This is a genomic window from Mesorhizobium sp. M0437, from assembly GCF_040321335.1.
In the GTDB taxonomy this organism is placed as follows: domain Bacteria; phylum Pseudomonadota; class Alphaproteobacteria; order Rhizobiales; family Rhizobiaceae; genus Mesorhizobium.
This window is the reverse complement of record NZ_JAMYRK010000002.1, coordinates 26,759-51,342: the sequence shown is the minus strand read 5'-3', so window position 1 is coordinate 51,342 and position 24,584 is coordinate 26,759. Positions and strand designations below refer to the sequence as shown.

The following is a 24,584-nucleotide window of genomic DNA, read 5'->3' as shown; positions in this document are numbered from 1 at the left end:
CGTGGATCCGAAGTCATGCCACTCGCTGCTCGGGTAACGCAATATCTGAACGGCGCGCCTCGGTCGCACCGGGCTAGTGCTGAAGCCCGGTGATCATGGCGACGATCTCGTTCTTGTCGGTCTCTCTGGTCTTGCGCACGCCGATCTGTTTGCCACGTCGCAGAACACAGATCCGATCTGAGAGCCTGAACACCTGGTCGAGGCTGTGGCTGATGATCAGCACGCCGATATTCCGCTGCTTCAGCGACAGAACAATCGTCTCGACCTTGGCGGTCTCGGCAACGCCGAGCGCGGCGGTTGGCTCGTCGAGCAGGATCAGCTTGCTTGCCCAGTGCGTGGCGCGCGCAATCGCCACGCCCTGGCGCTGGCCGCCCGAGAGATCGCGGATGGTGGCGTGAGCCGATGGGATGCGAACGTCGAGATCCTTCACCAGCTTTTCGGTGTCGTCGATCATCCGGCGTCGGTCGAGCAGGCCGAAGCGGTTCACCGGCTCGCGGCCAAGAAACATGTTCATGTAGACGGTCTGCTGATCGGCGAGCGCCAAGTCCTGATAGACCACCTCAATTCCGTGGGCGCGCGCCATGGTGGCGCTCGACATTGCCACCGCCTGCCCCTCGATGATGATCGTCCCGGATGTCGGAGCATGCACCCCCGTCACGATCTTGACCAGCGTCGACTTGCCGGCACCGTTATCGCCGACCAACGCCACTATCTCGCCGGGATAGAGCTCGAGCGAGAAATTTTCGATGGCGGTGAGGCCACCGAAATTCTTGCGGATGTCGCGCAGCTGCAAAACAGGGGGCGTGCCGGTCGTGGTCGCGTTCATCACTTGCTCCTAGACAGGCCAGGCAGCGGTTTCGCCAAAACCGTTTTCGATCGTTTCGACTTGGGGCGCCCCCTTTGAGACACCGGAGATGCCGACCACGTAGGCGCGGGTCACGAACGCCTGCCCGCGAAAGCCGAACACCGCCGTGTCGCCGGAGCGTGGCGCATTGGCGCCGCTAGCGTCAATCATTGCGTAATAGTCGATTGCCGCAGGCGGCGGCACCTCGACGCTTCTGAGCGCGGCGGCGGCCGTGGTGGGTTCTGCGGACACGATTGCCTTCACCTCATAGTCCGGAAAGATCGGATCGATATAGAAGCCGCCACCCAGGCAGTAGGCTTTGCCGCCAGACAAATGCGAGACCTCGGTCAAATACAGAACGGCAGGGAGCTCCGCCAGATCTTCCATGACGTGCAGCGCAGTGGTGCCGGCCAAGCCATTGCCCGGTTCACATTGCGTGGCGCCGGCTTCGGCCAGCGCGCCAAGCAGGACACTCGACGTTGTGCCGGGCGCGTTCACCTCTATGTCGCTGCGGCCGGACTTGGCGAGCGCTTCGGCAGCTCTGCCCAGTGTCGCCAGATTGTGTGTCGGCAGGACCGTTCGCGTGGTCTGGTCGAACAACAGCGCCGGGAAGGTGGTGATGCCAGCGAACCGTGCGCCGTCGAGACCATCCAATTTTTCGGCGACCGCGGCGATATCAGCCGCCTCAAAACCACCTTCGTGGCCGCGGTAGAAAACGTCACCATCGGCGCGGATGCGGGCAAGCAGGTTTTGCGTGTACCCGGCGAGCCTTGCGCCGGCAGCGGCTTCTTCAGCCTTGGTGTCGTTGAAGACGGTCCAATAGTCCGGCCTGAACGTTTTGGCCGCCGCATTGGCCTCGTGCCTTGCGATCTGCTGCAGGTGGCCAAGATGACCGAGCCTCAGGCCTGCTCTGTGCGTTGCCCGCGCGCAGGCCATGTCGACGGCGACGGCCTGATCGATGCCGCCACGCTTGAGCGCATGGCAGAACGAACTGGCGCGGCCGACCTGCTTGGTCATGGCGAAAATCTTCAGGCCGAACCGGTCGGCCTCGCGCTTCAGGACCCGGGCATTGCTTTCGACGGCATCGAGGTCGAGCACATAGGAATTAGCCGGCAGCTTTCCTTCCTGGTGAAGGCGCATGGCGCTTTCTATAAAGCTCGGATTGCGGCGCCGCAGAACATCGAGGAACATGACAAAACTCCTTCAACGGGACTTTTCGCGCAGCGATACGGCGACGGCCGCAAGAATGATCAAGCCGCGCACGATCATCTGGTCGGAGACGGACAGGCCCATCAGGATGAGGCCGTTGTTCAGCATGCCCATCATCAGCGAGCCCACCAGCGCACCGACAATCGATCCCTTGCCGCCGTTAAGCAGGGTTCCGCCGACAATGACGGCCGCTATCACCGTCATAAGGTCGGTTTCGCCGAGCGTGTATTTCGCAGCCTGCAGCCGGCCGGCATAGAGCAGCCCGGCAAGGCCGGCGAGCCCGCCGCTTGTGGTCAGAACGGCAAGCCTTATCTGCGCCACGCTGATGCCGGAAACACTGGCGGCACGGCTGTTGTCGCCGGTGGCCAGCACATGGGCGCCGAAGCGCGTCTCGCGAAAGATGAGATGCGCGATCGCAACGGCAATTACCGTCCACCAGATCAAAGACGGAACACCCAGCAAAGAACCCGAGCCGAAGAAACCGGTGAAAGCGTCGTTGGTGACCGGGATCGACCGCAAATCGGTCATCGAGCGAGATACGCCGGCAAACAGCCCGAGCGTCGCCAGCGTTACCAGGAATGAAGGCAACTTGACGTAAGCCACGAGGGCGCCGTTGAGCAGGCCGATCAGCAGGCCGGCGCCGAGGCCGGCCAGCACCCCAGCCAACAAGCCGTAGACGTTTATCGCCACCGCGGCGGCAAGGGCTGCCACGGCAACGATCGAACCTATCGAAAGATCAATTTCGCCCGCCGACATGACAAAGACAAGGCCGATCGCCATGATCGTCACGGGTGCCGTCTGCAGCACGATGTTGGACAGGTTGCGGACCGTCAGAAAACCGCTGTCCTTCAGTACGATCGCGAAGAACAGAAAGATCGCCAGAAATCCGAGATAGACGACATATTGCTGCAGGTTGAAGCGGCTGACCAAGCTCGCTGCCCGGCCGGGGCTGGTGTTGACACTCGACATTCTCACTTCCTCCGGCGGGGCGCCATTGTCCGCCGCTATTTCATGGCGGCCGCGATGGTCGCGGGCACGTCCTTGTTGAGGGACCGCTTCCACCCGTCCTTGACAGTGTCCTTGGTGACGGCGAGGGAATCGACCACGATGAACGGCGCGGCCTTCTTGCCGATCAACGAGGCGGCCGTGGCGCGCGCCAGCGTCACGCCGATGTCGTAGGCTTCGTCTGCGATGAGTGCGGCAACGTTGCCGCCTTTCACCATGTCCAGTGCCGCCGGTTCGTTCAGGTCGAGCGTGACGATCTTGGTGTGGCTGTTGCCGGCCGCCCGCAATGTGGACAGCACGCTAAGCGCCGGCTCAGCCCAGGTGACATAGATACCGTCGAGGTCCGGGTGCTGTGTGATCATCGCCTGCGCGATTTCCTCGCTGCGCGCGGGGTCGGCCATTCCGGCCTCGGCCACGATCTTCATGTCGGGATAGTCCTGCTCGATCGTGTGCTTGAATGCTCCGTCACGCTGGTTGGTGACGTAGAAATCGGCATCGTGAAAGATGTAGCCGACCTTGCCCTGCTTGCCGAGCGCGTCGGCCATTGCGATCCCGGCCTTGTTGCCCATCTGGAAAAGATCGTCCGAAACGATGGTCACATAGTCCTTGTCGTGAACGTAGCCTGCCGGGGAATTGTCGACGAATCCCAATTTCACGCCGGCCTGGCGCGCAGGATCATATACGGTGGCCGCACTTGCGGGATCGACCGGTAGGGACAGTATAATAGAGGGCCTTTTGGCGAGTACTGTCTCGACGTCGGATTTCTGACGGGCCGCATCAAAGCCGGCGTCAGTCTGAGCGACGACCGTGATGCCGAGCCGCTTCAACTCGTCTTGGGCGCCGCTGTTCACCGCGTTGGTGTATTCGCTCATCTCATGCCAGACCAGCGCGGCGGTGTATTTGCCGTCCTTGATCTGCTGCTCCTCAGCTGGTGTGAGCACGACGCTCTTTGCCGGCGTCGGCTTTTCCCCGTTCGGTCCCGTGGTGGTGCCCTCGGCTGCGAAGGCGTTGGCGGCGACGAGTGCTACCAGTGCCGACAACATTCCAATTGCTATGCGCATGTCAGTTCCCCTTGTTTTTATGATGTCGGCGGCCCTGATTGGCCGCCGGGCATTGCCCTGTCATTTGGCCGCGTCGAGCACCGATTGCGGCGCGTCGCGGTTCAACGAATCCTTCCAGCCCTGCGCAACGTTCTGCTTGGTCACGGTAAGCGCCGGGGCAACGACGAAGGCCGGGGTCTCCTGGCCGAGCAGCGCCTTGACGCCGACAGCGGCCATGGCGCGACCGAGCTCATAGGCCTTGTCGGCCACCAGTGCGGTCACATTGCCGCCCTTGACCATATCGAGCGCCACCGGTTCGGCGAGGTCGAGCGTGACAATCTTGGTCTTGGTGTTTCCGCTTGCCCGCAAGGCCGACAGCACGCCGTCGGCCGGTTCGGCCCAGGTGACGTAGATGCCGTCAAGACCGGGATGCTGCACGAGCATCGCGCTGGCCAGCTCTTCTGCTCGCGCCGGATCGGAGATACCCTGCTCGGCGACGATCTTGATACCGCGATAATCCTTCTCGATCGTTGTCTTGAAAGCCTGGTCGCGCTGGTTCGTCACATAGTAACTGGCGTCATGGAAGATGTAGCCGACCTTGCCTTTGCCATCGAGCGCCTTGGCCAGTGCATCGGCCGCCTGCTTGCCCATCTGGAACAGGTCGTCAGTGACGATGGCGGCATAGTCGGCTCCGTGCTTGTAGCCTTTCGGCAGATTGGAAAGGAATACCAGCTTGGTGCCGTCGGTGAGCGCCTGACGGAACGCCTCGGCCGAAGTGACCGGATCAAGGGGCAGTGACAGGATGACGTTTGGCTTCGCCGCGAGCGCGGTTTCGATGTCGCTGCGCTGGCGCGCGGCGTCAAAGCCCGCGTCGGTGGTGGCGACGATTTGAATGCCGGCACGGGCAAATTCATCCTTGGCACCGGCCGTGACCGCATTGGTGAAGTCGGAGGAGGTGTGCCACAGCAGTGCGGCCTTGTAGCCCTTCTCCTTTACTGCGGCCAGGTCTGCATCCGACAATCTAACCTCGGCGCTGGGTGTCGCCGTCTCGCCGCTCGGTCCAACTGTCTGTGCGCCGGCTCCACCGGCCACCAGCATCAGGCTGCCTGCAAGTGCTGTAGCAACAAGTCTGTCTATCAGCATGGTCTTTCTCCCATTTTCGCTCTCAGTTGTCCTTCATTCCGTAACGCCGCAATACTCCACCATGAACCGGGCGAAGCCTACGACGCCGGCCAGATATTCCTCGACATCGACGTGTTCGTCGAAGGTGTGGCAGTTGCGAATGTCGCCTGGCGCGCAGTACACGGCGGGGATGCCGAGCCGGTTGGTGAAAAATGATGACTCTGACCAGAATGGCGCGCCTTCGATGGCGCCGCGACCAGCCATCGATCGGGCCATGGCGGCAGCAAGAGCGCCGACCTCCGGCCTGTCAGGTGCAATCTCGGCGGCGTTACCCCCGAGCGGATGATCGCGACCGGCCGGATAGGCGAACGCCAACATGATTTCAGGATCGGCGATGGCGCCGCGCACCACTGCCTCGATTTCGGCGGCGGCCTCGTCCAGCGACTCGCCGGGTAACAGCTTGCGGATCAGCGACAACGTGCAGCGTTCGGGCACCGCGATGTAGCCGCCGCCCGCAAGGCCGGTGATCAGCAGGAAGCCACGCCCAATCAGCGGGTGCTCGGCTCTTGTTGCAACATCTTCCGAATGCTTCCACAGCGCGCTCATGACGGCGTGGCTTGCTCGCAAGGCATCCTTGCCGAGTTCGGGTACGCCGAAATAGGCTGATCGTCCAGTGATGGTGATGTCGGTAATGAAGAAGCCAATTTGGGCCGGATAAACCGAAAGGCGGGTAGGCTCCACATAGACGACGAAATCGGGCGCCACGACTTCGCCTCTCTCGATGCGGTCGACGAAGTCCTTGATGCCGGCGGAGACGCCGGTTCCAGGCTGGCCGCTCTCCTCGTCGCCGACGAAGGCAAAGGCAACGTCGCTGGCCAGTTGGATGTCGGCTGTGTCGAGCAGAGAGAGTGCCGACAGCGCGGAGCAGATGCCGGCCTTGAGGTCGCCGGCGCCGCGGCCCCAGATCTGCCCGTCGATCATTGGCGCGGCAAACGGATCCTGCTTGGCGGTGCCAGCCCAGTGCTCGCGCCAGCCGTCGACATGGACCGTATCGGTATGGCCGATGAAGAGCAGCCGCTTGCCGGCGCCGGCACCTTTGCGCTCACCCCAGACGTTGGGCCGGCCGGGCGCGAATTCCGCGCGCCGAATTCCGCTCAAGCCAAGCACGCGCATCCGGTCTTCAAGGAAGGCGACAAAGTTTTCTTCGTGACCGGTTATGCTTTCGCGGCCGATTGCCCCCTGCAGAAGCTCAACCGCTGCGTCGCAATCGAGGGCCGCGCGCAAGCGAGTGGTGATGTCCTTTGAGACAATCATAGCGTGGCCTCGCGCAGCACGGCCGAACTGGCTGGGGGAAGCGAAATGCGTCCGTCGGGCGCGTCGACGCCGAACAGTGTGTTGTGCAACTGGCCGAGCCCGATCGCGGCAGCGCCGATGAGCGCTGCCCGCGACCCGAGTTCGCTGGCCTCAACGGCGATAGGGTAGGGGAAGCAGCGCGGCAGCAGGTCCCTAACGCGCAACAGGATTTCCGGCCGCAACCCGATCGAGCCGCCCAGGACGACCTTTTGCGGATTGGCAATTGCCGCTATGGCCACAATGCCTTGTGCGAGGTAGCGCGCGGTTTCGTCGAGTACCGTTGCGGCATGCCTGTCTCCAGCCGATGCACAGTGGAAAATCGTCGGCACGTTGACGATGTTGCCCGTCAGCATTGCGTAGCGTTCAACCATGGCGTTGGTTGCGACCACGCGCTCGAAAGCGCCGGCGCGCAACGATGTCGGCGCGAAAGGATCGGCGCCAATCGGCAAAAAGCCCATCTCGCCGGCTGCATTGCTGGCGCCCCGCACCAGATTGCCTCCAACCATGAGGCCGCTGCCGATACCAGTACCCAGCGCTATGAAGGCGAGATTGTCGATACCGCGGCCGCACCCCTGCCAGTTCTCGCCGAGCACCGCCAGATTGACATCGTTCTCGATCATCACATGAAACCCGAATGCCTGCTCGAAAGCGCGAACGACATTCATCGTGCCAAAGCCGGCAATATTCGGGGCAAGCAGGACGCGGCCCGTCTTCTTGTCGGGTGCACCGGGAACACCAATCACCGCCAGCCTTATCTTTGTGCGCGAGATTCGGTGCCTCTCGGCCGCCTGAAGCGCTAGATCCACGATCTGGTCGACGATGAACTGTCCGCCCCGAGGATCGGTCGGCGCCGTTTCCTCCGCGAATATCTGGCAGGCAAGATCGGTGAGCGCGACCCGGACTTTGGCGCCGCCGAGGTCGACGGCCGCGATGTAGGCCGCGTCAAATACGAGTTCGTAAGTGACAGCCGTGCGTCCGACATGTCCGCTCGTGCGCCCTGTCTCCTGCACCCAGCCTTCCTGCTCGAGCGTCCTGACGATCTCGGAGATTGTCTGCTTGGACAAGCCGGTCTGCTTTGCGATCGAAGCGCGCGAGATCGGCCCACCTTGCACGATCGCCTCCATGACGGAGCGCTGGGAGAACTGACGAGAAATGCGCGGCAGGTCGTTCAACAGCAGCTCCGATTAATTCGTTCTATGACCGAACTTAATAGTCATTTTCGACGGCCGTCAACTGGCCGCTCAGGCTCTTCATCGGCGGGCCGCCGACGCATATGCGAGGCCACGGGGCCATGCAGGAGGTAGATAGTCACCGCACCAATTGCGGCAGCTTATCTTTGGTGATTTCGACCAAGGCTCTTACCGCCTCTTGTTTTGCAGCTTCGAGGTCTGGCAGATCGGTGCCTTTGACGTCGGGGAAGACTTGCCCGGTATCGGTGAAGTCGAAGAAAAAGCGAGGCATCCCTACAAACACAATAAACGCAGGAAAGGTTCATCTTGCTTCACGATTGGCTATGCAGCCGGCGCCCCGCCGCTCTAATGCACGCAGCCGCTAACGACCGTGGACTGACCTCCGATGATGTCCGCGACATTTGGTTAAAAACGTACGCGGCCAGACTCATCGCCCTGATCCGCCTAGAGTTACTTCCGAAAGGAACGCTCTCATGCTGCCATTGCCCCACGCCGTCGATCCAAAGGTAGTTGCTGAGATCAATAGTTTGCTAGACGATCACACGGGGGCGGTGCCAGTGCCCGTTCACAAACTGGCGGCGGTTGTCCGGCTGCGCCTCAAAAGCCATCTTTCCATCGCGACTATCGAGGAGCTGATCGTGGACGAAGCCGAGTGTCGCCACCTGCCCATGCTGTTCGAACTGCCGGGAACGGAAGCGGCTGTAGTTTCAACTGCTCTGAGTCGCGCGACTTGAAGGTTAGGGTTTGGGCATTCGGCTCTGGCAGGAGAGCCCACCGCGCGTCCGCCCCAATGGTGACAGCCTATGACCAGCAGCAGCTCAACTAGTGGTACTGCCTATCCTGGCGACCTGATTCTGTTGAAGCAGGTCTTTGATCGTGTATGCGCCGAGCAAGGCATTCCAGTAGGAAGCGAGCAGGCGGAGCGCCTGAGCGTGAGCGCAATGGCACTCTTCTCGGACGGCGAGTTCGACGAGGCCGTTCTCTATGAACACCTTCGGTTTGTTGCCCGCTCCCTGCCGAGAAGGGACCGAGCATGACCTACCATGATTCGGATGGTCGGCGGGTTCGTGCCGCCCTACTTACCCCTCATGGCAACCCATTGGTTCGTCCCTCCGGTGTTCGTGAAGACTGAAACCGGCGACAGGCATGGCTGCGACAATGCGAGGGCAGCCCTTGAGCAGCTCAAGAGGTGGACCCGCAGAGGACCTCGCTGGCATAAGGCGGTGACCCTCTGCCTGTCAGATCTAGAGGGCGATCCGATTGACCCTCAGGTGGTACGAAAGGCCTTCGAGGCTGCCGCCAAGGAAGCCAAGATGTATCTCTCCCCATAGGAGGAGGAGAAGTTTCTCCCAAAGATTCAGTCCTTTATTTCGTACGATTCGAACATTGATTTGTTCGAGAGGTGACCTAAGTGGCCGCTTGGGTTCTCGCTGAGGTGGGAGGCCTCGTATGAACGTTTGCACGGACTGTCGACCCGACACGGTGACGGCCAAACACCTTGTTCACGAGCTAATCCTACAAGTCCCTCGCGGCCAAATCATCTCCATAAAAGACACTATCGCAGCAGTGCGCCGAGATGGGCCACATCTGGCGGAAACTGACTGCGAGCTGGTGGAGCTTATTGTCAATGTTGCCCCAGCCTTTGGCCTGTTTGTCGGGTTCGATCTTCGCGAATAGCCGCATGGCAACCCATTGGTTCAACCGTCTATGGGATCGAGAGGGGCGCGGGGAACTTCGCGCGCGCACCCACCAAATTATTCGCATCCCCTCCGGAACCCTTTCGCAACGAAAGTGTTTCAGACCGAATGTGGGAACGACGTTATGCCGGCACGACCAACAGCAGCGACAGCCTTTCAACGGCTGATCAGCTCAGAAGATAATCGTCAGCTGCTCCGCAACAGGCTTGGTCTCGAAGTCGACGAGAAACTGCCGGCGTCCCTTGCTGCATTGTTGCAGGAGCTTGAGCGGCGAGAGCAGGTCGAGGCTGATTGGAGCGCCACCACTTTGGCAGCGCGGGCTTCTATGGCCTTCGACGAACCAGAAGGAACCTTCAGTGACCCTTATGGCCATGCTGCGTAGGGGACGTGCCTTCCGGGGGATGATCAGTTCGGAAGGCTACTGCCGGAAGCTGCGCAGGCTCCTAAGGTTTGTGGGCGAACCAACTCTGACACCGACGCTTGCCGCACTGGCGCGGGAGCTTTCAGAAGAGTTTGAGCTGCGGAAGCAAGAATCGGCCGACGAAATTCCTCGCCCTACAACCCATTGGTTCTCCCCTCCGGTCCTCAAGACCGAGCGTCCCGGGATCATCCACCACGTCAACAACGCCGAGACGGCCGGCGAGGAGCTGACGAAGTGGACGAAGCGTGGCCCTTGGTGACCTCGCGGTGCGCGTTTGTATGGCCGCGATATTCGACGAGAGGGAACCTGAGGAGGCTCGTAAGGCATTCCTGGCTGCTGCCGAGGTGGAGGGGACGTTACGGTCGCCTCTGATTAGAGCTGGTGATTGGAAAGTTTATCAAAACTCGCGACCGGAAGCTGGTTACTGAGGAAGTCCCCTCTAATTTCCGCCCGTGGCAACCCATTGGTTCTCCCCTCCGGTGTACGTCAACACCGACGTTGGGCCACCTACGGGTGCGACAATGTCGAGGGTGCCGCCGAGGAACTTATGAAGTGGACCAAGACGGGACCTAAGTGGAGGAAGGCTGTGCAAGCGTAGAAGCCCTTCAGGACCGTGTGGAAGAGGTCCGTCAGGCTTTCGAGGCTGCTGCCAAGGAGGAGGGGTGTTACGCTCCTCTGGTTAGGTCTCCTGTGTCCCTGTGCCCCTCGACTACACCCTGAGGAGAATTTCAGGGGAGCGTTGGGATACCGGCCTAATCGTCACTCCATGTCGGGCACGTCGCCCCGAACCAAAGAGTGTCGTTGGCTCGCCGTATTCGCCCAGCGCCGGGTTAGCGCAACGCGACCCCGCAATGTCACGGTATGTTTCGTCCCCAGAGCTTTGGCGGTCCTTTATCGCTCGGTCTTAGGTCTGCTGCTCGGCTGGCCCATAGGCTGCGTGGAAGTCGCCGTTCTCATCGCGGGTCGAAGGTGGTGACAACAATTAGCTTGGGGCCTTCTGCTGAAGAAGGAAGCTGGCTTTCGGATTGGTGAAGCCTAGCAGAGGGCATGAAAGTTTCTCCGCAGGCGAAAGAAGCGCCGAATCGACTCAGAGCAAATGCGGGATCATTGTCCTCACGCATCAACTAGGTGGGGAGAAAAATGGCAAAAAACGAAACCACGACCACGGGCGTCGCAAGCGCGGCGTCCAAGATTCTTAGCAATCCCAAATCAACGAAAGCAGAAAAAAGCGTTGCTGCCTCAGCTTTAACTCAGGCGAAAGATAGGGGGCCGGGTCGCTCTAGCCGTGGGAAAAAGGCTAGCAATTGCATACAAAGGTAGGCTGGCAAGCGGGGCAATTGCCCCCGCCCAAAAATGCAACAGTTAGCCACTTTGCGTTGCCGGCCAGTATCTCTGAATTTTCAGCGATTGCCCCTGAATAATCTTAGCCTCTATACCCATGGATTGGTTAAGCGGCTAAACGCCGGCCTGACCTGATGCGTTATGATTGCCCATTGGAGAAACTGGGCGCCGCACCCAGCAGCCATGGCCTGCATGAAGGTGCTCGGCGGCGATAAGGCCCCGGAGATTGCCCGCGTGGCATTTCTCAGCGCCACCAAGGAAGCGAAAATCTTGAACGCCTGACATCTCCCGAACACACGTTCTCATCCTGGGCTGTGTTCGCGTGTCGGCGCGCCGATGCCTGGCGTCGTCTCGGCGCTCTCGGTCGCTGCCGTCCAAGCGGCGAAGGCCGGCGATCTGCTGTTTTCGATCGAAGCTTGAGATGGAACGGCGCTGCATGCCGAGCGCGACAGGACGATCGCCGAAGTCCAGATCAAGGCCGGCGACCAGATAATGCCAACGATCTGCTGATCGCATTCGGGTGAATGAGGGTGCTACACCTGAAGGGAAATTGGCCGCACACACCCATGTCGCAGGGGATGACCAGCAAAGTCGGCCTTGGAGTAATCTACGGTCAAATAATCGTTGTTTGCAATTGCGCAGGCCGAATTTTCCAAATAGGAACGCCGGAGATCAACACGGGAACGAATTTGATGGATGAAGTAATTGGGCAGCGAAGGGCTGATCTGCTAGGGATGACAGCAGATATCGTCGCAGCCTATGTCCAGAGCAACGCAACGCCCGTGGCGGATCTGCCGAATTTGATCGCCATTGTCAATTCTGCGTTGTCTGGCCTGGCTGAGCCGGTCGCTGCACCATCGCCAATACTGATGCCCGCGGTAAATCCTAAGAAGTCGATCTTTCCCGAATACATTATAAGCCTTGAGAACGGGCGCAAGTTCAAGTCGATGAAGCGCCACCTGGGCTTGCTTGGCATGACACCTGATGAGTACAGAGCCAAGTGGGGTTTGGCGTGGGACTATCCTATGGTCGCCCCCAGCTATGCGGCTCAGCGGTCTGCGCTTGCCAAAGCTGCCGGTCTCGGCCGCAAGGCGGTTGACAAAACGCCGCCAAAAAAAGCACCAGCAAAGCGCAAGGCCAAAGCCTGACAGTGCACGACGTTCGGGCCATGCCATCAGGTCTAGATGGTCTAGGTGGCCTGGCTGGGAATGAGCTGCCTGGCTTCGCGGTTCAGTAAGCGCCGCTCACGCGACAAGACAAGCTTCAGCACGGCTTGCGCTTCACGTCCTTGTATCCTGACGGGGCAGGAGAGGTCGATCAATGTGCGATCGACAAGTCGAGCCGATACATCGTCGCCATCGACACAGAATCGAATCGTATCGATAAAATCGCACTACATCGATAGGTCGCGCTCTGCCGATGCCACAAGCAACAAAGCCACTGAATCCAGCAGCGCTCCGTGCTTCAAGGGCATGCCCATACGGGTGCTGGGTAAGCCTAAATTTCTTCCGCGAGCAATATCCTGGCCTCCTTGGCAGCAGCGATGAACGCCTGGCGCGCTATCCTTGGTGGTTTTTCTCCACGGATTACGGCAAGGCATGCTTCGATTGCGGCGAGCCGCGACTTGCCCGCCGGCCTCGGCCAATCCCTCAGCAGAACTTCGGCCGCGTCGGATACGGACGCAACAACTCTGTCGCGATCGATCCGGCCGGGTTGAACGACGACGGGCTTTCTGAAACGTCTCGTACGCACGACAGCCTCCAAGAACAAGCTATGTTAGCTTCTGCAGATCCTTTGCGCCACATCAAACGTCGGCAAGTGGCAGAAGGCATGCGCTTGGCCAGAAGCTGCCGCCGCGATGGACGCTGCCCAGTGCTTCAGCATGTCGGGCTTGGCCCCGACTTTCGAGGAGCGCATCGCCAAGAGCGGCGTTACCCAATAAATGATCCACAAATACCCAGTGAAGGGGAGTTCGCCGAACACCGCGAAATGGAATCTCGGGCTGAATTTACTCCATATCCGGCACGTCGCCGCTGGTGAATAGCACGGTCGGCGGACCGTAGTCGCCAACGGCCGGGTCGGCGTCGCGGCTCCATGCTATTACGCCAACGTGCTTCCCTGCGAGCGCCTGACCGGTGCGAATGGCGCGTTCCTCGCTTTGCTGATCGGCCGGACCAAAGGCGGGAAACAGTTCGCCGTCCTCGCCTCGATCGAACGCCACGACGAGATTAGCTTGGGCTCCTTTTGACCGGGCAGAATATGATCAGACATGGCGGGAACCTATCACGAGGATTGAGTCGCGTTCGAGACTCGGGCGGTGTGCGTGCAAGGGCACCGTTTTAAGGAGCCTGTGCGCGTGGCACTCGTCAGGTCGCGGAACACTATCTACACTGTGGAGCGGGTTGCCGGGTGAAATTTGCTGCTCAATTTCGGCGACGAGACCTGACTGCCTTCAGCAGTTCGCTCTCGTCAGTGTGAGCATTTCGAAAAGTCGCCACTACCGTTTCCGCCAGGATTTCGCCCTGTTGGCTTAAAGGGTCGAGGTGTTCGTCTGCGCAAATTCGATCGAAAACGCGCTGGCAAATAGCTAAATCATGAGGACTAAGGCAGGTGCGATTGGTACGCAGGCGCTGCGGCATGTGCGACCCCTCAGGCCCGCTGCCCGTACAGAGCAGCGGGCCGCTACAGCTAGGCCGGAGGAGGAGAGTTCAGTCTCGCAAAAACGTTTGATGTAGAGTGCTTGTTCCCGGCTAACGAAGTTGGTAATTTTCGTACAGTGCGCCAGCTGGGCAAGGCAGCTTCCTCGATTGGCAGCACGCCGGCCGGGCAGGTGTCCTCGATGCCATGCGCACCAGAGCAGGGCGGCAAGGCCTTGCGGATTATCATCGGCATCCATGCTTTGATCTGCGTTCGCTAATCCGCCCCATCTCTACGTGACATCTTTTTGCGGCGAACAGGCGTCCAGTCGGTGATCGTGTCGGCATCCACGGTGATTAGCCCGCCAGCTTTCACCGTCACCTTTCGATTTTCCTCGTCGACGCGCGTGACCTCGCCGGTCAGCTGTAGCTCGTCACCTGGTTTGGATCTTTTAGGAGCAGGGACTGAATGCGGAAAACCATAGGACGGGATGCTGACACTAGCTCTTCCGTCGTCCAGCAGCTTCAGCACCGTCACGGTGATCGCCACCTCATCGCCGATATTGATGTCCGCAACTTCCCAAGCCATGCCCATGATTCTGGAGCGGCTTTGACGGCAGTCAAGGGATTGCTAATATGTGGAAAATGCCAACGCCGCCAGCGTGCACCTTGTTTCGGAACCGATTCGAACCAGCGATATTGATTAAAATCATACTGTGTGGAGTGCGGGCGCATGCTCACCGAGCCTGGCGTTGGTCGGCTGTCATGTATTGAGTTCCAAATGCCCACCCTGGTCGAGAAGCCGCCCAAGGGCCAAGGGTGGTTTCACGACATCAAATATGATGGGTATCGCACGCAGTTGATCATCCAACGGGGTAAGGTGCAGACCTGCACACGAAACGGCTTCGACTGGACTGACAGATACAGCCCAATCGTCCGGGCTGCGGCTGAATTGAACGCAAAGCGGGCAATCATCGACGGCGAAGCAACAGTGTTTGGCACCACGGGGCGTCCGGAGTTCTTCGCGCGACCCAATTATCCGATCACCCGGACCAATTTCTGAACCAAACGTTCCTGACTGTTGCGGCCTAGCACCGTGCCAATTTGTACGACTCGTACATGGCCTTGATGTCGCTCAGGCAGGGAGTAGAGTCCACTTCGGCGTGTGCCTGGGGAGGGCTGGATGAGCGTCGCGCAAAGGGTAGGTCCACTTCTAGAGCAAGCAATCAACGTACTCCTCAACAGGGCGGACCTTGGCGACACGGTCTCGATCAAAGTGGCGCTGCGCGAAGCTCGGGAGGCTGCGCCTTATTTGGTGGCCTCCGACGAAGAATTAACCGAGGCGATAGTCGAGGCAGCAACGGCCATGGGCCTCTACGTGGCTTTCGACGGTCGCGAGTAGCTGTCAGCCAACTCCAGTCACTGTGGCATCGCAACAAAGCGCGCCGTCCTGCGCCATTTTCAACAGTTAGAGGTAATCCGCAATTACCTTCGCAAGCTGCTAAATCTGCCTGTAGAACGGGAACTGGCTGAGCAAAGGTATTTGCTGGAGGAACTTGATAAGGTCGACAAGGAGTGACCGCATGGCCCTCCACTGGTTCAACCCTCCGGTCCCCGTCAAGACCGAGCGTCCCGGGATCATCCGCAACGTCAACAACGCCGAGGCAGCCGGCGAGGAGCTGATGAAGTGGACCAGGCGTGGCCCTTGCTGGGACCTCGCGGTGCGCGTTTGCATGGCCGTGATATTCGACGAGATGGAACCTGAGGAGGCTCGTAAGGCATTCCTGGCTGCTGCAAAAGAGGAGGGGATATTACTCCCCCCAACTAGCTAACTTGGATGCGGTGAAGGTTCTCTGGCCAGCACCGCCTTGGCGAAAGGAGCCCGCCGCCGCTGAGGGAGAGGCGACGGACCCCCCTACAGCGGCTGCACATCACGAAGAATCCGCTGCCACCTCTAAACCCGCGAGGGGCCTACATCGTTCCCCTACAACCTGGGTTGATCGGCAGGCTGGTTCCGCTTTAAGTTTCCTCTAGGTCTCGCCATTCGTTCTCCCCTCCTGTGTACGTCAGGTCCGACCACCCAAGTGTCCGCGTCGGGATCAGCCACGTCGAAGGTGCGGCCGAGGAACTCATGAAGTGGACTAACCGGGGTCCTCGGTGGGACCTTGCGGTACGAATCTGCACGGCCGCACTGGCCGATAACGTGTCACCTCAAATGGCTGCTAAGGCGTTCCTGGCTGCTGCAAAAGAGGAGGGGACGTTACTCCCCCCAATGGCAACCAGCGGACTGTTCTAACCAGGAGGCCCGTCGCCCATGAGAAAAACGACGGACGCCCAACAGCGGCTGCACATCCAAGAGAAGAACCGACCGCTGCAAGTTCTAAACCCGCGAGGGCCTACATCGTTCCGTATAACCTGCGTTGGTCGGCAGGCCTGTGCCGCTCTAAATTTCCTGTATGGCTCTCCATTGGTTCAACCCTCCGTCTACGTCAGGACCGACAGACCTGGCATCCGGTACGGGGTTAGCCATGTCGAGGGTGCCGCCGAGGAAAGCGGAGTGAATGCCGGCGCTGGTGCTAACATAGGCGGCAGCAGGGGCATTAGCGCCGGTGCCGGCGCTAATATCGGCGGCAGGAGTGGTGTCACCGCCGGCGCCGGCGCAAATGTAGGTGGCGCGGTCGGCGTTACAGCGGACGCAGGCGTCAATGTGGGAGGCACGGGTGGCGTCGGCGTGGGCGTCGGTGTCGGCGTTGGTGGCGGGACCGTTCCCGGCACCCCTGGCACTCCCGGAAGGCCAGGAACACCCGGAACGCCAGGGGTGCCGGGCACCCCGCCGAGCGTTGTTGCTCAGCTGTCCAGCAGCCAGCTGATTCGCATGAAGAAGCGCTGCGCCGACGTGCTCAGCAGCGAAGGGACGTATGACAGTGATCTGCGTCAGCTTTGCATGCTGATAGCGCGCCGCTGAGGAGAGTGCGGCGTTAACGGGAGCGTCGAATCGGCCGTGAGGCTTTGACCACACTCTCCTGGCCTCGCGGCCGGCCCGTCACTCGCAAGGTGGCGGGCTTCTCTGCGTGAGGGTCACTGCGCTGAGCGGCTGCTGAGTACGGGCAGTGCCGACACTTCGGTGTAATTTACTCTTAAGCCTGGTCCGGTCAGAAACGGCATGGACGAGATTTTTGAGAAGCTTCTGCATCTCTACGACAGCACGCCGGTATTGGCTGCGGCGTACGACGGCTTCGATCGTCTGCGCTACGCAAATCAAGCCTTTTCGTTCAGCTTTCTTCCTCGACGCCCAGGAGACGCCGCTTTGGTCCGATCTTATGCGCCGCAATTTGAGACTGGCAGAGGAACGGTCATTCGCGCAGGCGATTTCGATGCCTGGCTGATTTCTATACAGTCGCGGCGGGGCAAGATGGGTCGCCATTGCGCCATTGTGGCCACGCACCCAAAACAATGTTGCGCCTCGCAGCCAAATCCCCGCTAAGATTATCTGGACGAGCTCCTAATGCGCGCCCTTAACCCGCATCTTGAGGCCGTAAACACTTCCGGTCGCAGTGATAAAGAGCAGATCGTTATCTTTGCCACCAAAGGTCACGTTTGTCGTCGTCTCTGGTACGTCGATTTGTTCGATCTTGTTTCCCGTTTGATCGAATACAGCCACGCCAATCTGGGTGAGATAGACGTTGCCTTTCGAATCGATCGTCATGCCGTCAGAACCTAGCTTGCAGAAGAGGCGTTTGTTCGTGAGCTCGCCATCGGGCTGGATATCGTAGGCGTAAGTCCTACTCGCGCCGTAGTCCGCCACGTAAAGCAACTTGCCGTCGGGCGTGCCAATGATGCCGTTGGGTTTCTTCAGGTCGGTCGTGACACGCCTGACGGTCTTGCGGTCGGGCGTCACGAAGTAGACGTGTTGGCCGTCTACCCGCGTGCTGGAGTCTCGAGATGAATAGAAATCAGGGTCGGTAAAATAGATACCGCCGTCCGGACGAATCCACAGGTCATTCGGGCCGTTGAAGAGCTTGCCGTCGAAGTTCGTCACCAGCACCGTAACCTTCTTGTCGGGCGCAATGGACCACAGTTCGCCCTTATCGGGGGCAACGGCGATGAGATTGCCGACCTTGTCGAAGTAAGTTCCATTCGCGCGTCCCGCTGGCTTGAGCCAGTCGGAGAATTTCCCGTCTACCGCGCTCCACTTAACGATCCGATCGTTCGGGTCGTCGGTGAAGAACACGTTGCCATCAACATCCGCCGCCGGGCCTTCGGTGAATCCATAACCTTCGGCCAACTTTTCTAGCTTTGCGCCAGGCGCCACGATGGGCGACTCCGCTGCAATAGTGGACTTGCTTGCAAGGAACATAATGATGACAAGTACAAAAGTGCGGCCGAGTGCTTTCATGAGCTGGATGTTGGTCAAAAACCGAAAGTCATCAGCGGCCTTGCCGGCCAGCAGTTTTGCCATTTTGTGATTTCCTCCCAATAAACCGGCGTTCCAACCCAGTGGCGCCAATGATAATTGACGACGTCCACCGGTTGTTCGGCGTAAAAATCATTATCGCGCTTACTCAAGCCTTCGGCAACACTGGCTCAGCCCGGTGCCGCTCCGTGTCTGGCGTATCGTCATACTCCTCTGATCCGCCCTCGTCCCAGCAGTCCTCGCGATCCTTGACGCGCTTCAGGACAATGGTCTCGCCGTGCGGGTGTTCGTCGAGGTACTCGATTCCGACCCCATGCTCAGCCATTCGATCACAAGCCGGGGACCGGGCCGGATGACCGTCGCCCTTGCAGCCCCTTCCACCGGCGCATCGATCTGCTGAGCCATCTTTGGCTTCAAAAATCTTGCTGTACGCGCGTGGCCGATAGCGGCTCTTTGTGCCGAGAACACGGTTGGAGCGCGTTACATAGATGTCGCCAAGATGCTCGGCGAGATGATGGTGCATGACGTCCGACAGCACGGCGTCAACGGACAGGTCGAACGTTTGCTGATCCCGATCGCGGCGCTTGTTCGTCCTGAGCCCGAAATGGGTCTCGCTGTTTAGGAGCAGCCCGATGTCTTCTTGGATGATACCCTTGGAGTACTCCGATGCGGCGAACCGATAGGCGTTGAAGGGACTGTCGCCCTCTTCCTCTTCATCATCGAGCTCAACCACCGTCGGCGTAGTCTCGTCCATCTGCAAAACTTCTGGCCTTCAAAATAGCCACCTCGCATACGAGGGCAGATGAACAGCGAGGCAAGGTGTCGCGGCAGCTCTCCTCGCTACGCTGCCCTGTCCCGCTTTGCCAACTCGGTCAGCATGGCTGCACCCGGAGCCCAAGAAACTCGGCCTGCCAGCTGTCCGCCTGGAGAATGTGCGTGTGCGCGCCGCGATGTCGGCACAGCGCAACAAGACCGACAAGGCGGATGCTCAAGGCATCGTCCACATCGTGCGCACCGGCTGATTCCGCCAAGCCTGCATCAATTCGGAAAGCTGCTACTGAACGCGGCTTTTGCTGATGGAAGGGACAAAGAGAATAACATTGGGCCGCCGTTCGGTCTCTCAGTGCGCCCATTGCCAATGCCAGCCGCCGGTCCCACGAGGAGGATCGCAGCCATATCCGCCAGCAGCCGGCTGTCGATCACAGGCCATCGGTGTGAATACGTTGGACTGGACCGACGAGTGAGGCTCACGAAGTCATGCTTGCGGCTTCAGCAAATTGGACCGCCTCGGCCGACTACCTCTGATGCCGAGGGGGGAGGCTGCATTCCGGCTTGGCCGGAGCATGTTGCCATTCACTCACTCATATTCTGAAGCGCGTCGTGCTTGACGATTTCCACGCAGCGCAGGCTAGCCAAGCGGATGACGCCTTTCTCCTTCAGCCTGGTGAAAACCCGCGAGACCGTCTCGATGGTAAGGCCGAGGTAGTCGCCGATATCCATGCGCGACATCGGCAATTCGACCTGCGGCAATCCCCCTTGCCGTTCGGCCATATCAACCAGGAACGCGGCGACGCGTTCAATGGCGTTCTGGCGACCTAGGACCAGCAGGTGCCCCTGCGCCCGTGTCAGGCCTTTGAGCGCCAATGGCAGCAGCAGCTGCGACACGTCAGCTCCGGCGGCAAAACGGAAGACGCGGATGCCGGTGGCATTGATCGCTTCTGCGAAGAAATGATGCGTTGTGCCGCCTTCGAAGCCGAATGTCTCTCCAGCCAGATGAAAGGCACTTATCTGCCGGCGCCCGTCAGCAAGCAGGCGGTAGATGCGCACAGCGCCAAACTCGACCTGATAGAAGGCCCCGGCCTTTTCGCCCTGGGCATAGACTTCCGCACCGGCGGGAAAGAAGCTGAGCGGCTGCAGCAGCGCGAGTTGGAGTGCCTCCCGCGGGCTCGGCTGGGGCGACCGCGACCGCGCTGCGATTTGGGAGGTTGTGTAAGCGTGCATGGCTGTTTTCCCGGTTGATCCGTGTCACAGCAATCGCGCGAATCCTTGTGTCACGAAATTCGGTTATGTCCCTACGGGGAAGTACCTATACCACTGCTTGGGCCGGCCCAGCCGTCCCTTTCGGTGATCGAGGCGGTCGTTCTGCTATTCACTTGCCTCGCGGCCCGACACCTGCTCGACGAGGATGCGAAAAAACACATGCGGCGTGCTGTCCGACACAGGGGGCATAACCGGCTTGAGCGCTCCAGGCTCCCACCAGTCGGAGTGCTTGCTCAGCACTGACCATGCATGGTCACGCTCGAGCTTGTGGCCGTCCCGGTCCGGCAGTTCCTCATAGCGGCCATCGACAACAACACTTCGCCATCCTCGCCCTTGGCCGCGCTCGTCGACCTGGACGGATACAAGCGGATTGGCTTGCATCCATTCGATCTTCTTGCCCGGCATGGAAAATGCATAGAGGTGATTGTCCGCATGCGCGTAGTACAGGGGCACGACGTAGGGCTGCCCATTCTTTGCGCATGCGAGCCGGCCGACACGGTTGGCCGTCAGCAATCTCGTACATTCCAAGGGAGAAAGTGTGCGGATCAGCATCGATGCAGTCTCCTATTTCTCGCGGCCATCCCAAGGGTTGGTTGCCTTGCCGCTTTGAATCATGACCATCCTGGTGCTTTCGAGCTCATGTCGGCAAAGCGCACATTCGCGCATTTGGCAATTGCGGAAAATGATTCAGATCAAGGCGCAGTCAGGCGCTTCTGGGATCATGAGGAGATGTGGAAACCAATCCTCACCGCTCCGTTTGGGCGCAACCTCAAACTCGCCGTCTTCGACGAGGATGGCGAGCATGCGCTCGTGTTTCCCTGCATGAAGGAGCGGGAAGGTTGGACGAACGCCTTAACTGGCACATGGGTCGACATCCGCCCGACCCACTGGCGCGACTGGGAGTCTCACAATATGCCGGCACTCGACGGCAATCCCTTTGGCGACCATCCCTAGCCTACGGCTTGGATTCAACGATCAATGCCATGCGTACGAGGTGCGACAGGCTGCTCGCGCTCATCTTGCTCATGACATTGGCACGGTGGATTTCGACCGTACGTGGACTGATCCCGAGATCATAGGCGATGGTCTTGTTCGGCAGACCTGATACAAGCCCATCCAGCACCTGCCGCTCTCGCTCTGACAAAGTTGACAGACGACCAAGGATTTCCGCGGATTGTGGGTGTGCTGTATTTGCGTGATTACGATTATCCAATGCGGAGCGGATCGCACTTATCAGGATATCGTCGTCGGAAGGTTTTTCGATGAAATCGGTCGCCCCCTCCTTCATCGCCTGAACGGCGAGCGCCACATCGGCATGGCCCGTCATGACAATGACCGGAAGCGTATGTCCGCGCGTTCGGAGCTGCCGCAGGAATTCGATGCCGTCAATGCCGGGCATGCGCACGTCGGTGACGATGCACCCGTCGAGATCGCCAGTCGCGGCAGCCAGAAAAGCTGTCGCCGACTCGTGCAGCCGCACGGCAAAATCTGCCGTCCCCAGAAGAAAACCGAGAGACTTGCGAACGTCGACGTCGTCGTCGACCACATGCACCAGATCACTGCCGGCCATTTGTGACCTCTTCTTTCTCCACCATGCGTAACGTGAACCGGAAAGCGGTTCCTCCAGCCGGCATCGGCTCGGTCCAGATATGACCGCCATGCGACTCGACGATGGTACGGCAAATCGAGAGGCCGACACCCATGCCCTGCTTCTTGGTGGTGACAAATGGCTGGAAAAGTTGTGCCGAAACCTCCGGCGCGAGGCCGGGGCCGGTATCGATCACGCTCACCTCCGCCATCCCATCATCCCGGGCGACAGTTGTGACTTTCAACTCGCGGCGCGGCGCGCCTTGCATGGCTTCTACAGCGTTGCGCATCAGATTCAGCAGCACCTGCTGAATCTGGATGCGGTCGGTCAAAACCAGTTCGGCTGCCGGATCAACCTTGTAGCTGACGCGCACGTCTATTTCCCGTGCGCCGACCAAAGCCAGAGAGGAGGCTTCCTCGATGAGCGCCGGCAAGCGTTCGACCTGACGCTCGCTCTCGCCCCTGGCGACGAAGTCGCGAAGATGGCGAATGACCTCTCCGGCCCGCAAAGCTTGCTCAGCTGCTTTCTCGACAGCCTCCCTCAGCATCGGTGCGCTCTCTTCCGTACTCGTCTCAAGAAGCCGGCGGCTGCCTTTGAGGTAGTTTGTGATCGCCGTGAGTGGCTGGTTTATCTCGTGGGCAAGGGTCGAAGCCATTTCACCCAGCGCGGTAAACCGCGCCATGTGGAGCAGCTCCAGTTGCTGTTCCTGTATTCTCGCTTGCGCCCGGTGGCGCTCGGTCAGGTCTCGGCAAAAGCCGGTAAAAAAGCGCCCGGTTCCGGCATGCATCTCGCCGACGGAAAGCTCCATCGGAAAGGTCGAGCCGTCCTCGCGCATCCCAGTGACGGTGCGGCCGAGCCCGATGATCCGGCGCTCCCCGGTCGTCAGATAGCGAAGCAGATAGGCGTCATGCTCGTCGCGATAGGGTGAGGGCATCAGCACATTGACGTTTCGCCCGATGACTTCACTTGCCTGGTAGCCGAACAGCGTTTCAGCAGCGGTGCTGAACGATTGGATGCTGCCTCGTTCGTCGATGACAACCATAGCATCGGGCACTGTCGCCAGGATCGAACGCAAATGGTCCTCGCGCAACAGAAGGGCTGCATTTGCAAAGGAAAGCTCGCTGACATCAGTGCCTTCGACAAAAATGGCGGTGATGCGTCCATCGTCGGCCTTGATGGGCTGATAGACGAAATCGAGGATGCGTTCTTCAATTGGCCCGTCGTGGTTGTTCCGAAGGCCGACCTTCATGCCTTGGCCCCTATACGGCTCGCCGGTCCTGTGCACATGGTCCAGCTGTTCCAAGAACGCTTGGCCCTCGAGTTCGGGAAGGGCTTCACGCACCGATTTCCCAATCACTCGCCTGTCGCCGATCAGCCGTTGATAGGCGGCATTCGTCAGTTCAAAGACATGATCCGGTTCACGCATGAGAGCCATGAAGCCCGGAGCCTGCTCGAACATTTGTGACAGGACCGACTTCAGAATCGTCCCCCCGGCCGACAAAATAAGCGCTTCGTCTTGGCTCACTGAGATTCTCGGGTTCGACACGCCACGAACAAGGCTACTATCATTGAGCCCCACACGCAAAATGGAGCGAGGCCGAAGTTTTTCGGATGCGGAGCCCTTTGATGCGCATCAAGGCATCGGACGCTCGCGAATGCGATTGATCGTCCATTCCATCGCTTCAGCGAAAGGCGCCTCTGATGTCGTACAAGTCAATTATCGTGAACCTGGCCGTTGATGCATCCCCTGCACCCATAGTGGAGGCGGCAGCCGAGCTTGCAGAACGGTTTGGAGCCCATCTTGTCGGCCTGGCAGCAGCTGATGTTCCTCCACTGGTCGCAACAGGCGATGGTATGGTTTACGAAGGTGAGATCATGCAGATCCAGCGCACTGAGATTGAAAAGCGGCTTGCAGCATTGCGAGCCGAATTTGAGAAATTGGTTCCGGCTTCGATTACAAGCGAATGGGGACAGGCGGTCTGCAGTCCGACCCGCTTCCTCAGCGTTTCCGCCCGAGCGGCCGACCTCATCGTTACCCGCGAGGCAGGAGACAATGTGTTTCGTGCCGTGGATATTGGCAGCCTGGTGCTCGGCGCGGGGCGACCTGTCCTTGCTGTTGCAAACAACGTCGACCGCAACCTTGCAAAAACTATCTTGGTCGCTTGGAAAGACACCCGTGAGGCTCGGCGAGCTCTGACCGATGCATTGCCTCTTTTGGCCAAGGCCAATGAGGTTATCGTTGCCACGATCGATACTGATCGTGACGTTCGTAACAGTCTCGCTGATGTCGCGGTCTTTCTGGAACATCACGGTATCATGCCGCGAACCGAACTGATCGCCGGCGAGGCTGACGGCGACAATTTGCTGTCATTCACGCGCTCCACCGGTGCAGACCTGATCGTGTCTGGCGCCTATGGCCATAGCCGATTGCGGGAATGGGCGTTCGGCGGCGTCACGCGCACGCTGATCGAAGAAAGCGGAATCAATCGTTTCATGTCGAATTGACCATCTGGCGCCTCGGTAGCGAAAAGTGGGGCGCGCTGTAAGCATCGCAGCCGCCAATTTGCGCTAACGCAAAGAACTTATGTCTCAGCATCGATACTTTCTTGGCAACGGTCGGGCCTTTTCGGCGATGCCCGCTGCAGTGCAGCGATCGGCGCGGCGGGGAGGTCGTGCTTGCAAGG

At 59.7% G+C, this 24,584-nt stretch carries 30 protein-coding genes and 4 pseudogenes; 17 read left to right on the top strand and 17 right to left on the bottom strand.

All coding sequences use genetic code 11. The annotated features are described in order from the left end of the window. Positions 1–73 precede the first annotated feature (73 nt). From NKI72_RS01550 to NKI72_RS01515, 8 genes are all read right to left on the bottom strand, one after another. On the bottom strand, positions 74–826 hold the full coding sequence (locus NKI72_RS01550; RefSeq protein WP_352774982.1) for an ATP-binding cassette domain-containing protein: 753 nt from the start codon (positions 824–826) through the stop codon (positions 74–76). A gap of 9 nt (positions 827–835) precedes the next feature. Beyond that, a complete protein-coding gene (locus NKI72_RS01545) occupies positions 836–2,035 on the bottom strand; it encodes an alanine racemase (RefSeq protein WP_352849829.1) in 1,200 nt (399 codons plus the stop codon). A gap of 12 nt (positions 2,036–2,047) precedes the next feature. Then, complete coding sequence (locus NKI72_RS01540; RefSeq protein ID WP_352832168.1) at positions 2,048–3,022, bottom strand: ABC transporter permease; 975 nt, start codon at positions 3,020–3,022, stop codon at positions 2,048–2,050. 35 nt (positions 3,023–3,057) lie between these two features. Beyond that, positions 3,058–4,119, bottom strand: a complete 1,062-nt coding sequence (locus NKI72_RS01535) for a substrate-binding domain-containing protein (RefSeq protein WP_352542302.1) — start codon at positions 4,117–4,119, stop codon at positions 3,058–3,060. Positions 4,120–4,179: 60 nt separating this feature from the next. Then, positions 4,180–5,241 carry a substrate-binding domain-containing protein gene (locus NKI72_RS01530; RefSeq protein ID WP_352849828.1) on the bottom strand — a complete coding sequence of 354 codons (1,062 nt, stop codon included), beginning with the start codon at positions 5,239–5,241 and terminating at the stop codon, positions 4,180–4,182. A gap of 33 nt (positions 5,242–5,274) precedes the next feature. Then, positions 5,275–6,534, bottom strand: coding sequence for a M20 family metallopeptidase (locus NKI72_RS01525; protein WP_352849827.1), 1,260 nt, complete (start codon positions 6,532–6,534; stop codon positions 5,275–5,277). Then, on the bottom strand, positions 6,531–7,745 hold the full coding sequence (locus NKI72_RS01520) for an ROK family transcriptional regulator (protein ID WP_352849826.1): 1,215 nt from the start codon (positions 7,743–7,745) through the stop codon (positions 6,531–6,533). The genes NKI72_RS01525 and NKI72_RS01520 overlap by 4 nt, the downstream gene beginning before the upstream one ends. 136 nt (positions 7,746–7,881) lie before the next feature. Continuing rightward, the gene (locus tag NKI72_RS01515; RefSeq protein WP_352472937.1) at positions 7,882–8,034 is read right to left on the bottom strand and encodes a DUF6894 family protein; all 153 of its coding nucleotides are present in this window, start codon (positions 8,032–8,034) and stop codon (positions 7,882–7,884) included. A gap of 202 nt (positions 8,035–8,236) precedes the next feature. Between NKI72_RS01515 and NKI72_RS01510 the strand changes: the two genes are divergently transcribed. The 9 genes and pseudogenes from NKI72_RS01510 to NKI72_RS01470 all read left to right on the top strand — a co-directional run bounded on the left by NKI72_RS01510 (position 8,237) and on the right by NKI72_RS01470 (position 12,370). Further along, entirely contained in the window at positions 8,237–8,497 is a 261-nt protein-coding gene (locus tag NKI72_RS01510; protein WP_352472936.1) for a hypothetical protein, read from the top strand. A gap of 69 nt (positions 8,498–8,566) precedes the next feature. Next, the gene (locus NKI72_RS01505; protein ID WP_352772477.1) at positions 8,567–8,800 is read left to right on the top strand and encodes a hypothetical protein; all 234 of its coding nucleotides are present in this window, start codon (positions 8,567–8,569) and stop codon (positions 8,798–8,800) included. A gap of 6 nt (positions 8,801–8,806) precedes the next feature. Then, the gene (locus tag NKI72_RS01500; protein WP_352472934.1) at positions 8,807–9,094 is read left to right on the top strand and encodes a DUF982 domain-containing protein; all 288 of its coding nucleotides are present in this window, start codon (positions 8,807–8,809) and stop codon (positions 9,092–9,094) included. A gap of 490 nt (positions 9,095–9,584) precedes the next feature. Then, positions 9,585–9,842 carry a hypothetical protein gene (locus NKI72_RS01495; RefSeq protein WP_352472933.1) on the top strand — a complete coding sequence of 86 codons (258 nt, stop codon included), beginning with the start codon at positions 9,585–9,587 and terminating at the stop codon, positions 9,840–9,842. Continuing rightward, a complete protein-coding gene (locus NKI72_RS01490) occupies positions 9,817–10,140 on the top strand; it encodes a hypothetical protein (protein ID WP_352772472.1) in 324 nt (107 codons plus the stop codon). Before NKI72_RS01495 ends, NKI72_RS01490 begins: the two co-directional genes overlap by 26 nt. Beyond that, on the top strand, positions 10,127–10,309 hold the full coding sequence (locus NKI72_RS01485; protein ID WP_352472932.1) for a DUF982 domain-containing protein: 183 nt from the start codon (positions 10,127–10,129) through the stop codon (positions 10,307–10,309). Before NKI72_RS01490 ends, NKI72_RS01485 begins: the two co-directional genes overlap by 14 nt. 1,054 nt (positions 10,310–11,363) lie before the next feature. After that, positions 11,364–11,504 carry a DUF982 domain-containing protein gene (locus NKI72_RS01480; protein ID WP_352503916.1) on the top strand — a complete coding sequence of 47 codons (141 nt, stop codon included), beginning with the start codon at positions 11,364–11,366 and terminating at the stop codon, positions 11,502–11,504. 33 nt (positions 11,505–11,537) lie between these two features. After that, positions 11,538–11,746: pseudogene (locus NKI72_RS01475) on the top strand (hypothetical protein); the annotation flags it as partial. A 168-nt stretch (positions 11,747–11,914) separates the two neighbouring features. Next, positions 11,915–12,370, top strand: a complete 456-nt coding sequence (locus tag NKI72_RS01470; protein WP_352849877.1) for a Ros/MucR family transcriptional regulator — start codon at positions 11,915–11,917, stop codon at positions 12,368–12,370. A 349-nt stretch (positions 12,371–12,719) separates the two neighbouring features. Here the strand turns inward: NKI72_RS01470 and NKI72_RS01465 are convergent, their stop codons facing one another. The 3 genes and pseudogenes from NKI72_RS01465 to NKI72_RS01455 all read right to left on the bottom strand — a co-directional run bounded on the left by NKI72_RS01465 (position 12,720) and on the right by NKI72_RS01455 (position 14,447). Next, positions 12,720–12,974, bottom strand: a complete 255-nt coding sequence (locus tag NKI72_RS01465) for a DUF982 domain-containing protein (protein WP_352473196.1) — start codon at positions 12,972–12,974, stop codon at positions 12,720–12,722. A 256-nt stretch (positions 12,975–13,230) separates the two neighbouring features. Then, positions 13,231–13,493 (bottom strand): annotated as a pseudogene (locus NKI72_RS01460) (hypothetical protein). A gap of 642 nt (positions 13,494–14,135) precedes the next feature. Next, on the bottom strand, positions 14,136–14,447 hold the full coding sequence (locus tag NKI72_RS01455) for a hypothetical protein (RefSeq protein WP_352473110.1): 312 nt from the start codon (positions 14,445–14,447) through the stop codon (positions 14,136–14,138). A 192-nt stretch (positions 14,448–14,639) separates the two neighbouring features. Here NKI72_RS01455 and NKI72_RS01450 point away from each other — a divergent pair, with 192 nt between their 5' ends. From NKI72_RS01450 to NKI72_RS01430, 5 genes and pseudogenes are all read left to right on the top strand, one after another. Further along, the gene (locus NKI72_RS01450; protein WP_352473111.1) at positions 14,640–14,921 is read left to right on the top strand and encodes an ATP-dependent DNA ligase; all 282 of its coding nucleotides are present in this window, start codon (positions 14,640–14,642) and stop codon (positions 14,919–14,921) included. A 120-nt stretch (positions 14,922–15,041) separates the two neighbouring features. Next, positions 15,042–15,260, top strand: coding sequence for a hypothetical protein (locus NKI72_RS01445; RefSeq protein WP_352473112.1), 219 nt, complete (start codon positions 15,042–15,044; stop codon positions 15,258–15,260). A gap of 181 nt (positions 15,261–15,441) precedes the next feature. After that, positions 15,442–15,690, top strand: a complete 249-nt coding sequence (locus tag NKI72_RS01440; protein WP_352832179.1) for a DUF982 domain-containing protein — start codon at positions 15,442–15,444, stop codon at positions 15,688–15,690. Positions 15,691–15,917: 227 nt separating this feature from the next. Next, positions 15,918–16,154: a DUF982 domain-containing protein gene (locus tag NKI72_RS01435; RefSeq protein ID WP_352503662.1), complete on the top strand. Its 237-nt coding sequence runs from the start codon at positions 15,918–15,920 to the stop codon at positions 16,152–16,154. 867 nt (positions 16,155–17,021) lie between these two features. Further along, positions 17,022–17,276 (top strand): annotated as a pseudogene (locus tag NKI72_RS01430) (diguanylate cyclase); the annotation flags it as partial. A gap of 84 nt (positions 17,277–17,360) precedes the next feature. Here the strand turns inward: NKI72_RS01430 and NKI72_RS01425 are convergent. Both NKI72_RS01425 and NKI72_RS01420 read right to left on the bottom strand, forming a co-directional pair. After that, positions 17,361–18,317 (bottom strand): SMP-30/gluconolactonase/LRE family protein, encoded by a 957-nt coding sequence (locus NKI72_RS01425; RefSeq protein ID WP_352473117.1) that lies wholly within the window; start codon positions 18,315–18,317, stop codon positions 17,361–17,363. Positions 18,318–18,420: 103 nt separating this feature from the next. Further along, positions 18,421–19,026, bottom strand: a complete 606-nt coding sequence (locus NKI72_RS01420; protein WP_352503664.1) for a hypothetical protein — start codon at positions 19,024–19,026, stop codon at positions 18,421–18,423. Between the two features lie 118 nt (positions 19,027–19,144). On the opposite strand from NKI72_RS01420, the pseudogene NKI72_RS01415 reads away from it, so the two are divergent. After that, positions 19,145–19,291 (top strand): annotated as a pseudogene (locus NKI72_RS01415) (IS110 family transposase); the annotation flags it as partial. A 334-nt stretch (positions 19,292–19,625) separates the two neighbouring features. Here NKI72_RS01415 and NKI72_RS01410 read toward each other — a convergent pair. Further along, complete coding sequence (locus NKI72_RS01410; RefSeq protein ID WP_352849825.1) at positions 19,626–20,273, bottom strand: helix-turn-helix domain-containing protein; 648 nt, start codon at positions 20,271–20,273, stop codon at positions 19,626–19,628. 144 nt (positions 20,274–20,417) lie between these two features. Next, positions 20,418–20,864 carry a pyridoxamine 5'-phosphate oxidase family protein gene (locus NKI72_RS01405; RefSeq protein WP_352473121.1) on the bottom strand — a complete coding sequence of 149 codons (447 nt, stop codon included), beginning with the start codon at positions 20,862–20,864 and terminating at the stop codon, positions 20,418–20,420. A gap of 87 nt (positions 20,865–20,951) precedes the next feature. On the opposite strand from NKI72_RS01405, the gene NKI72_RS01400 reads away from it, so the two are divergent. Beyond that, complete coding sequence (locus NKI72_RS01400; protein WP_352832182.1) at positions 20,952–21,266, top strand: hypothetical protein; 315 nt, start codon at positions 20,952–20,954, stop codon at positions 21,264–21,266. A 1-nt stretch (position 21,267) separates the two neighbouring features. On the opposite strand, the gene fixJ is transcribed toward NKI72_RS01400, so the two are convergent. Together fixJ and NKI72_RS01390 are read right to left on the bottom strand one after the other, a co-directional pair. Next, positions 21,268–21,882 (bottom strand): response regulator FixJ, encoded by a 615-nt coding sequence (fixJ, locus tag NKI72_RS01395; protein WP_352832185.1) that lies wholly within the window; start codon positions 21,880–21,882, stop codon positions 21,268–21,270. Next, complete coding sequence (locus NKI72_RS01390; protein ID WP_352473126.1) at positions 21,869–23,425, bottom strand: PAS domain S-box protein; 1,557 nt, start codon at positions 23,423–23,425, stop codon at positions 21,869–21,871. Before NKI72_RS01390 ends, fixJ begins: the two co-directional genes overlap by 14 nt. A gap of 176 nt (positions 23,426–23,601) precedes the next feature. Here NKI72_RS01390 and NKI72_RS01385 point away from each other — a divergent pair, with 176 nt between their 5' ends. Next, the gene (locus tag NKI72_RS01385; RefSeq protein ID WP_352832188.1) at positions 23,602–24,405 is read left to right on the top strand and encodes a putative universal stress family protein; all 804 of its coding nucleotides are present in this window, start codon (positions 23,602–23,604) and stop codon (positions 24,403–24,405) included. Positions 24,406–24,584 lie beyond the last annotated feature (179 nt).

What these genes read in the sequence shown, in the direction of transcription:
- NKI72_RS01550 (WP_352774982.1), bottom strand. Translation starts at nt 826, where the DNA reads ATGAACGCGACCACGACCGGCACGCCCCCTGTTTTGCAGCTGCGCGAC.
- NKI72_RS01545 (WP_352849829.1), bottom strand. Translation starts at nt 2,035, where the DNA reads ATGTTCCTCGATGTTCTGCGGCGCCGCAATCCGAGCTTTATAGAAAGC.
- NKI72_RS01540 (WP_352832168.1), bottom strand. Translation starts at nt 3,022, where the DNA reads ATGTCGAGTGTCAACACCAGCCCCGGCCGGGCAGCGAGCTTGGTCAGC.
- NKI72_RS01535 (WP_352542302.1), bottom strand. Translation starts at nt 4,119, where the DNA reads ATGCGCATAGCAATTGGAATGTTGTCGGCACTGGTAGCACTCGTCGCC.
- NKI72_RS01530 (WP_352849828.1), bottom strand. Translation starts at nt 5,241, where the DNA reads ATGCTGATAGACAGACTTGTTGCTACAGCACTTGCAGGCAGCCTGATG.
- NKI72_RS01525 (WP_352849827.1), bottom strand. Translation starts at nt 6,534, where the DNA reads ATGATTGTCTCAAAGGACATCACCACTCGCTTGCGCGCGGCCCTCGAT.
- NKI72_RS01515 (WP_352472937.1), bottom strand. Translation starts at nt 8,034, where the DNA reads ATGCCTCGCTTTTTCTTCGACTTCACCGATACCGGGCAAGTCTTCCCC.
- NKI72_RS01510 (WP_352472936.1), top strand. Translation starts at nt 8,237, where the DNA reads ATGCTGCCATTGCCCCACGCCGTCGATCCAAAGGTAGTTGCTGAGATC.
- NKI72_RS01505 (WP_352772477.1), top strand. Translation starts at nt 8,567, where the DNA reads ATGACCAGCAGCAGCTCAACTAGTGGTACTGCCTATCCTGGCGACCTG.
- NKI72_RS01500 (WP_352472934.1), top strand. Translation starts at nt 8,807, where the DNA reads ATGATTCGGATGGTCGGCGGGTTCGTGCCGCCCTACTTACCCCTCATG.
- NKI72_RS01495 (WP_352472933.1), top strand. Translation starts at nt 9,585, where the DNA reads ATGCCGGCACGACCAACAGCAGCGACAGCCTTTCAACGGCTGATCAGC.
- NKI72_RS01480 (WP_352503916.1), top strand. Translation starts at nt 11,364, where the DNA reads ATGATTGCCCATTGGAGAAACTGGGCGCCGCACCCAGCAGCCATGGCC.
- NKI72_RS01470 (WP_352849877.1), top strand. Translation starts at nt 11,915, where the DNA reads ATGGATGAAGTAATTGGGCAGCGAAGGGCTGATCTGCTAGGGATGACA.
- NKI72_RS01455 (WP_352473110.1), bottom strand. Translation starts at nt 14,447, where the DNA reads ATGGCTTGGGAAGTTGCGGACATCAATATCGGCGATGAGGTGGCGATC.
- NKI72_RS01450 (WP_352473111.1), top strand. Translation starts at nt 14,640, where the DNA reads ATGCCCACCCTGGTCGAGAAGCCGCCCAAGGGCCAAGGGTGGTTTCAC.
- NKI72_RS01445 (WP_352473112.1), top strand. Translation starts at nt 15,042, where the DNA reads ATGAGCGTCGCGCAAAGGGTAGGTCCACTTCTAGAGCAAGCAATCAAC.
- NKI72_RS01440 (WP_352832179.1), top strand. Translation starts at nt 15,442, where the DNA reads ATGGCCCTCCACTGGTTCAACCCTCCGGTCCCCGTCAAGACCGAGCGT.
- NKI72_RS01425 (WP_352473117.1), bottom strand. Translation starts at nt 18,317, where the DNA reads ATGGCAAAACTGCTGGCCGGCAAGGCCGCTGATGACTTTCGGTTTTTG.
- NKI72_RS01420 (WP_352503664.1), bottom strand. Translation starts at nt 19,026, where the DNA reads ATGGACGAGACTACGCCGACGGTGGTTGAGCTCGATGATGAAGAGGAA.
- NKI72_RS01410 (WP_352849825.1), bottom strand. Translation starts at nt 20,273, where the DNA reads ATGCACGCTTACACAACCTCCCAAATCGCAGCGCGGTCGCGGTCGCCC.
- NKI72_RS01405 (WP_352473121.1), bottom strand. Translation starts at nt 20,864, where the DNA reads ATGCTGATCCGCACACTTTCTCCCTTGGAATGTACGAGATTGCTGACG.
- NKI72_RS01400 (WP_352832182.1), top strand. Translation starts at nt 20,952, where the DNA reads ATGTCGGCAAAGCGCACATTCGCGCATTTGGCAATTGCGGAAAATGAT.
- fixJ (WP_352832185.1), bottom strand. Translation starts at nt 21,882, where the DNA reads ATGGCCGGCAGTGATCTGGTGCATGTGGTCGACGACGACGTCGACGTT.
- NKI72_RS01385 (WP_352832188.1), top strand. Translation starts at nt 23,602, where the DNA reads ATGTCGTACAAGTCAATTATCGTGAACCTGGCCGTTGATGCATCCCCT.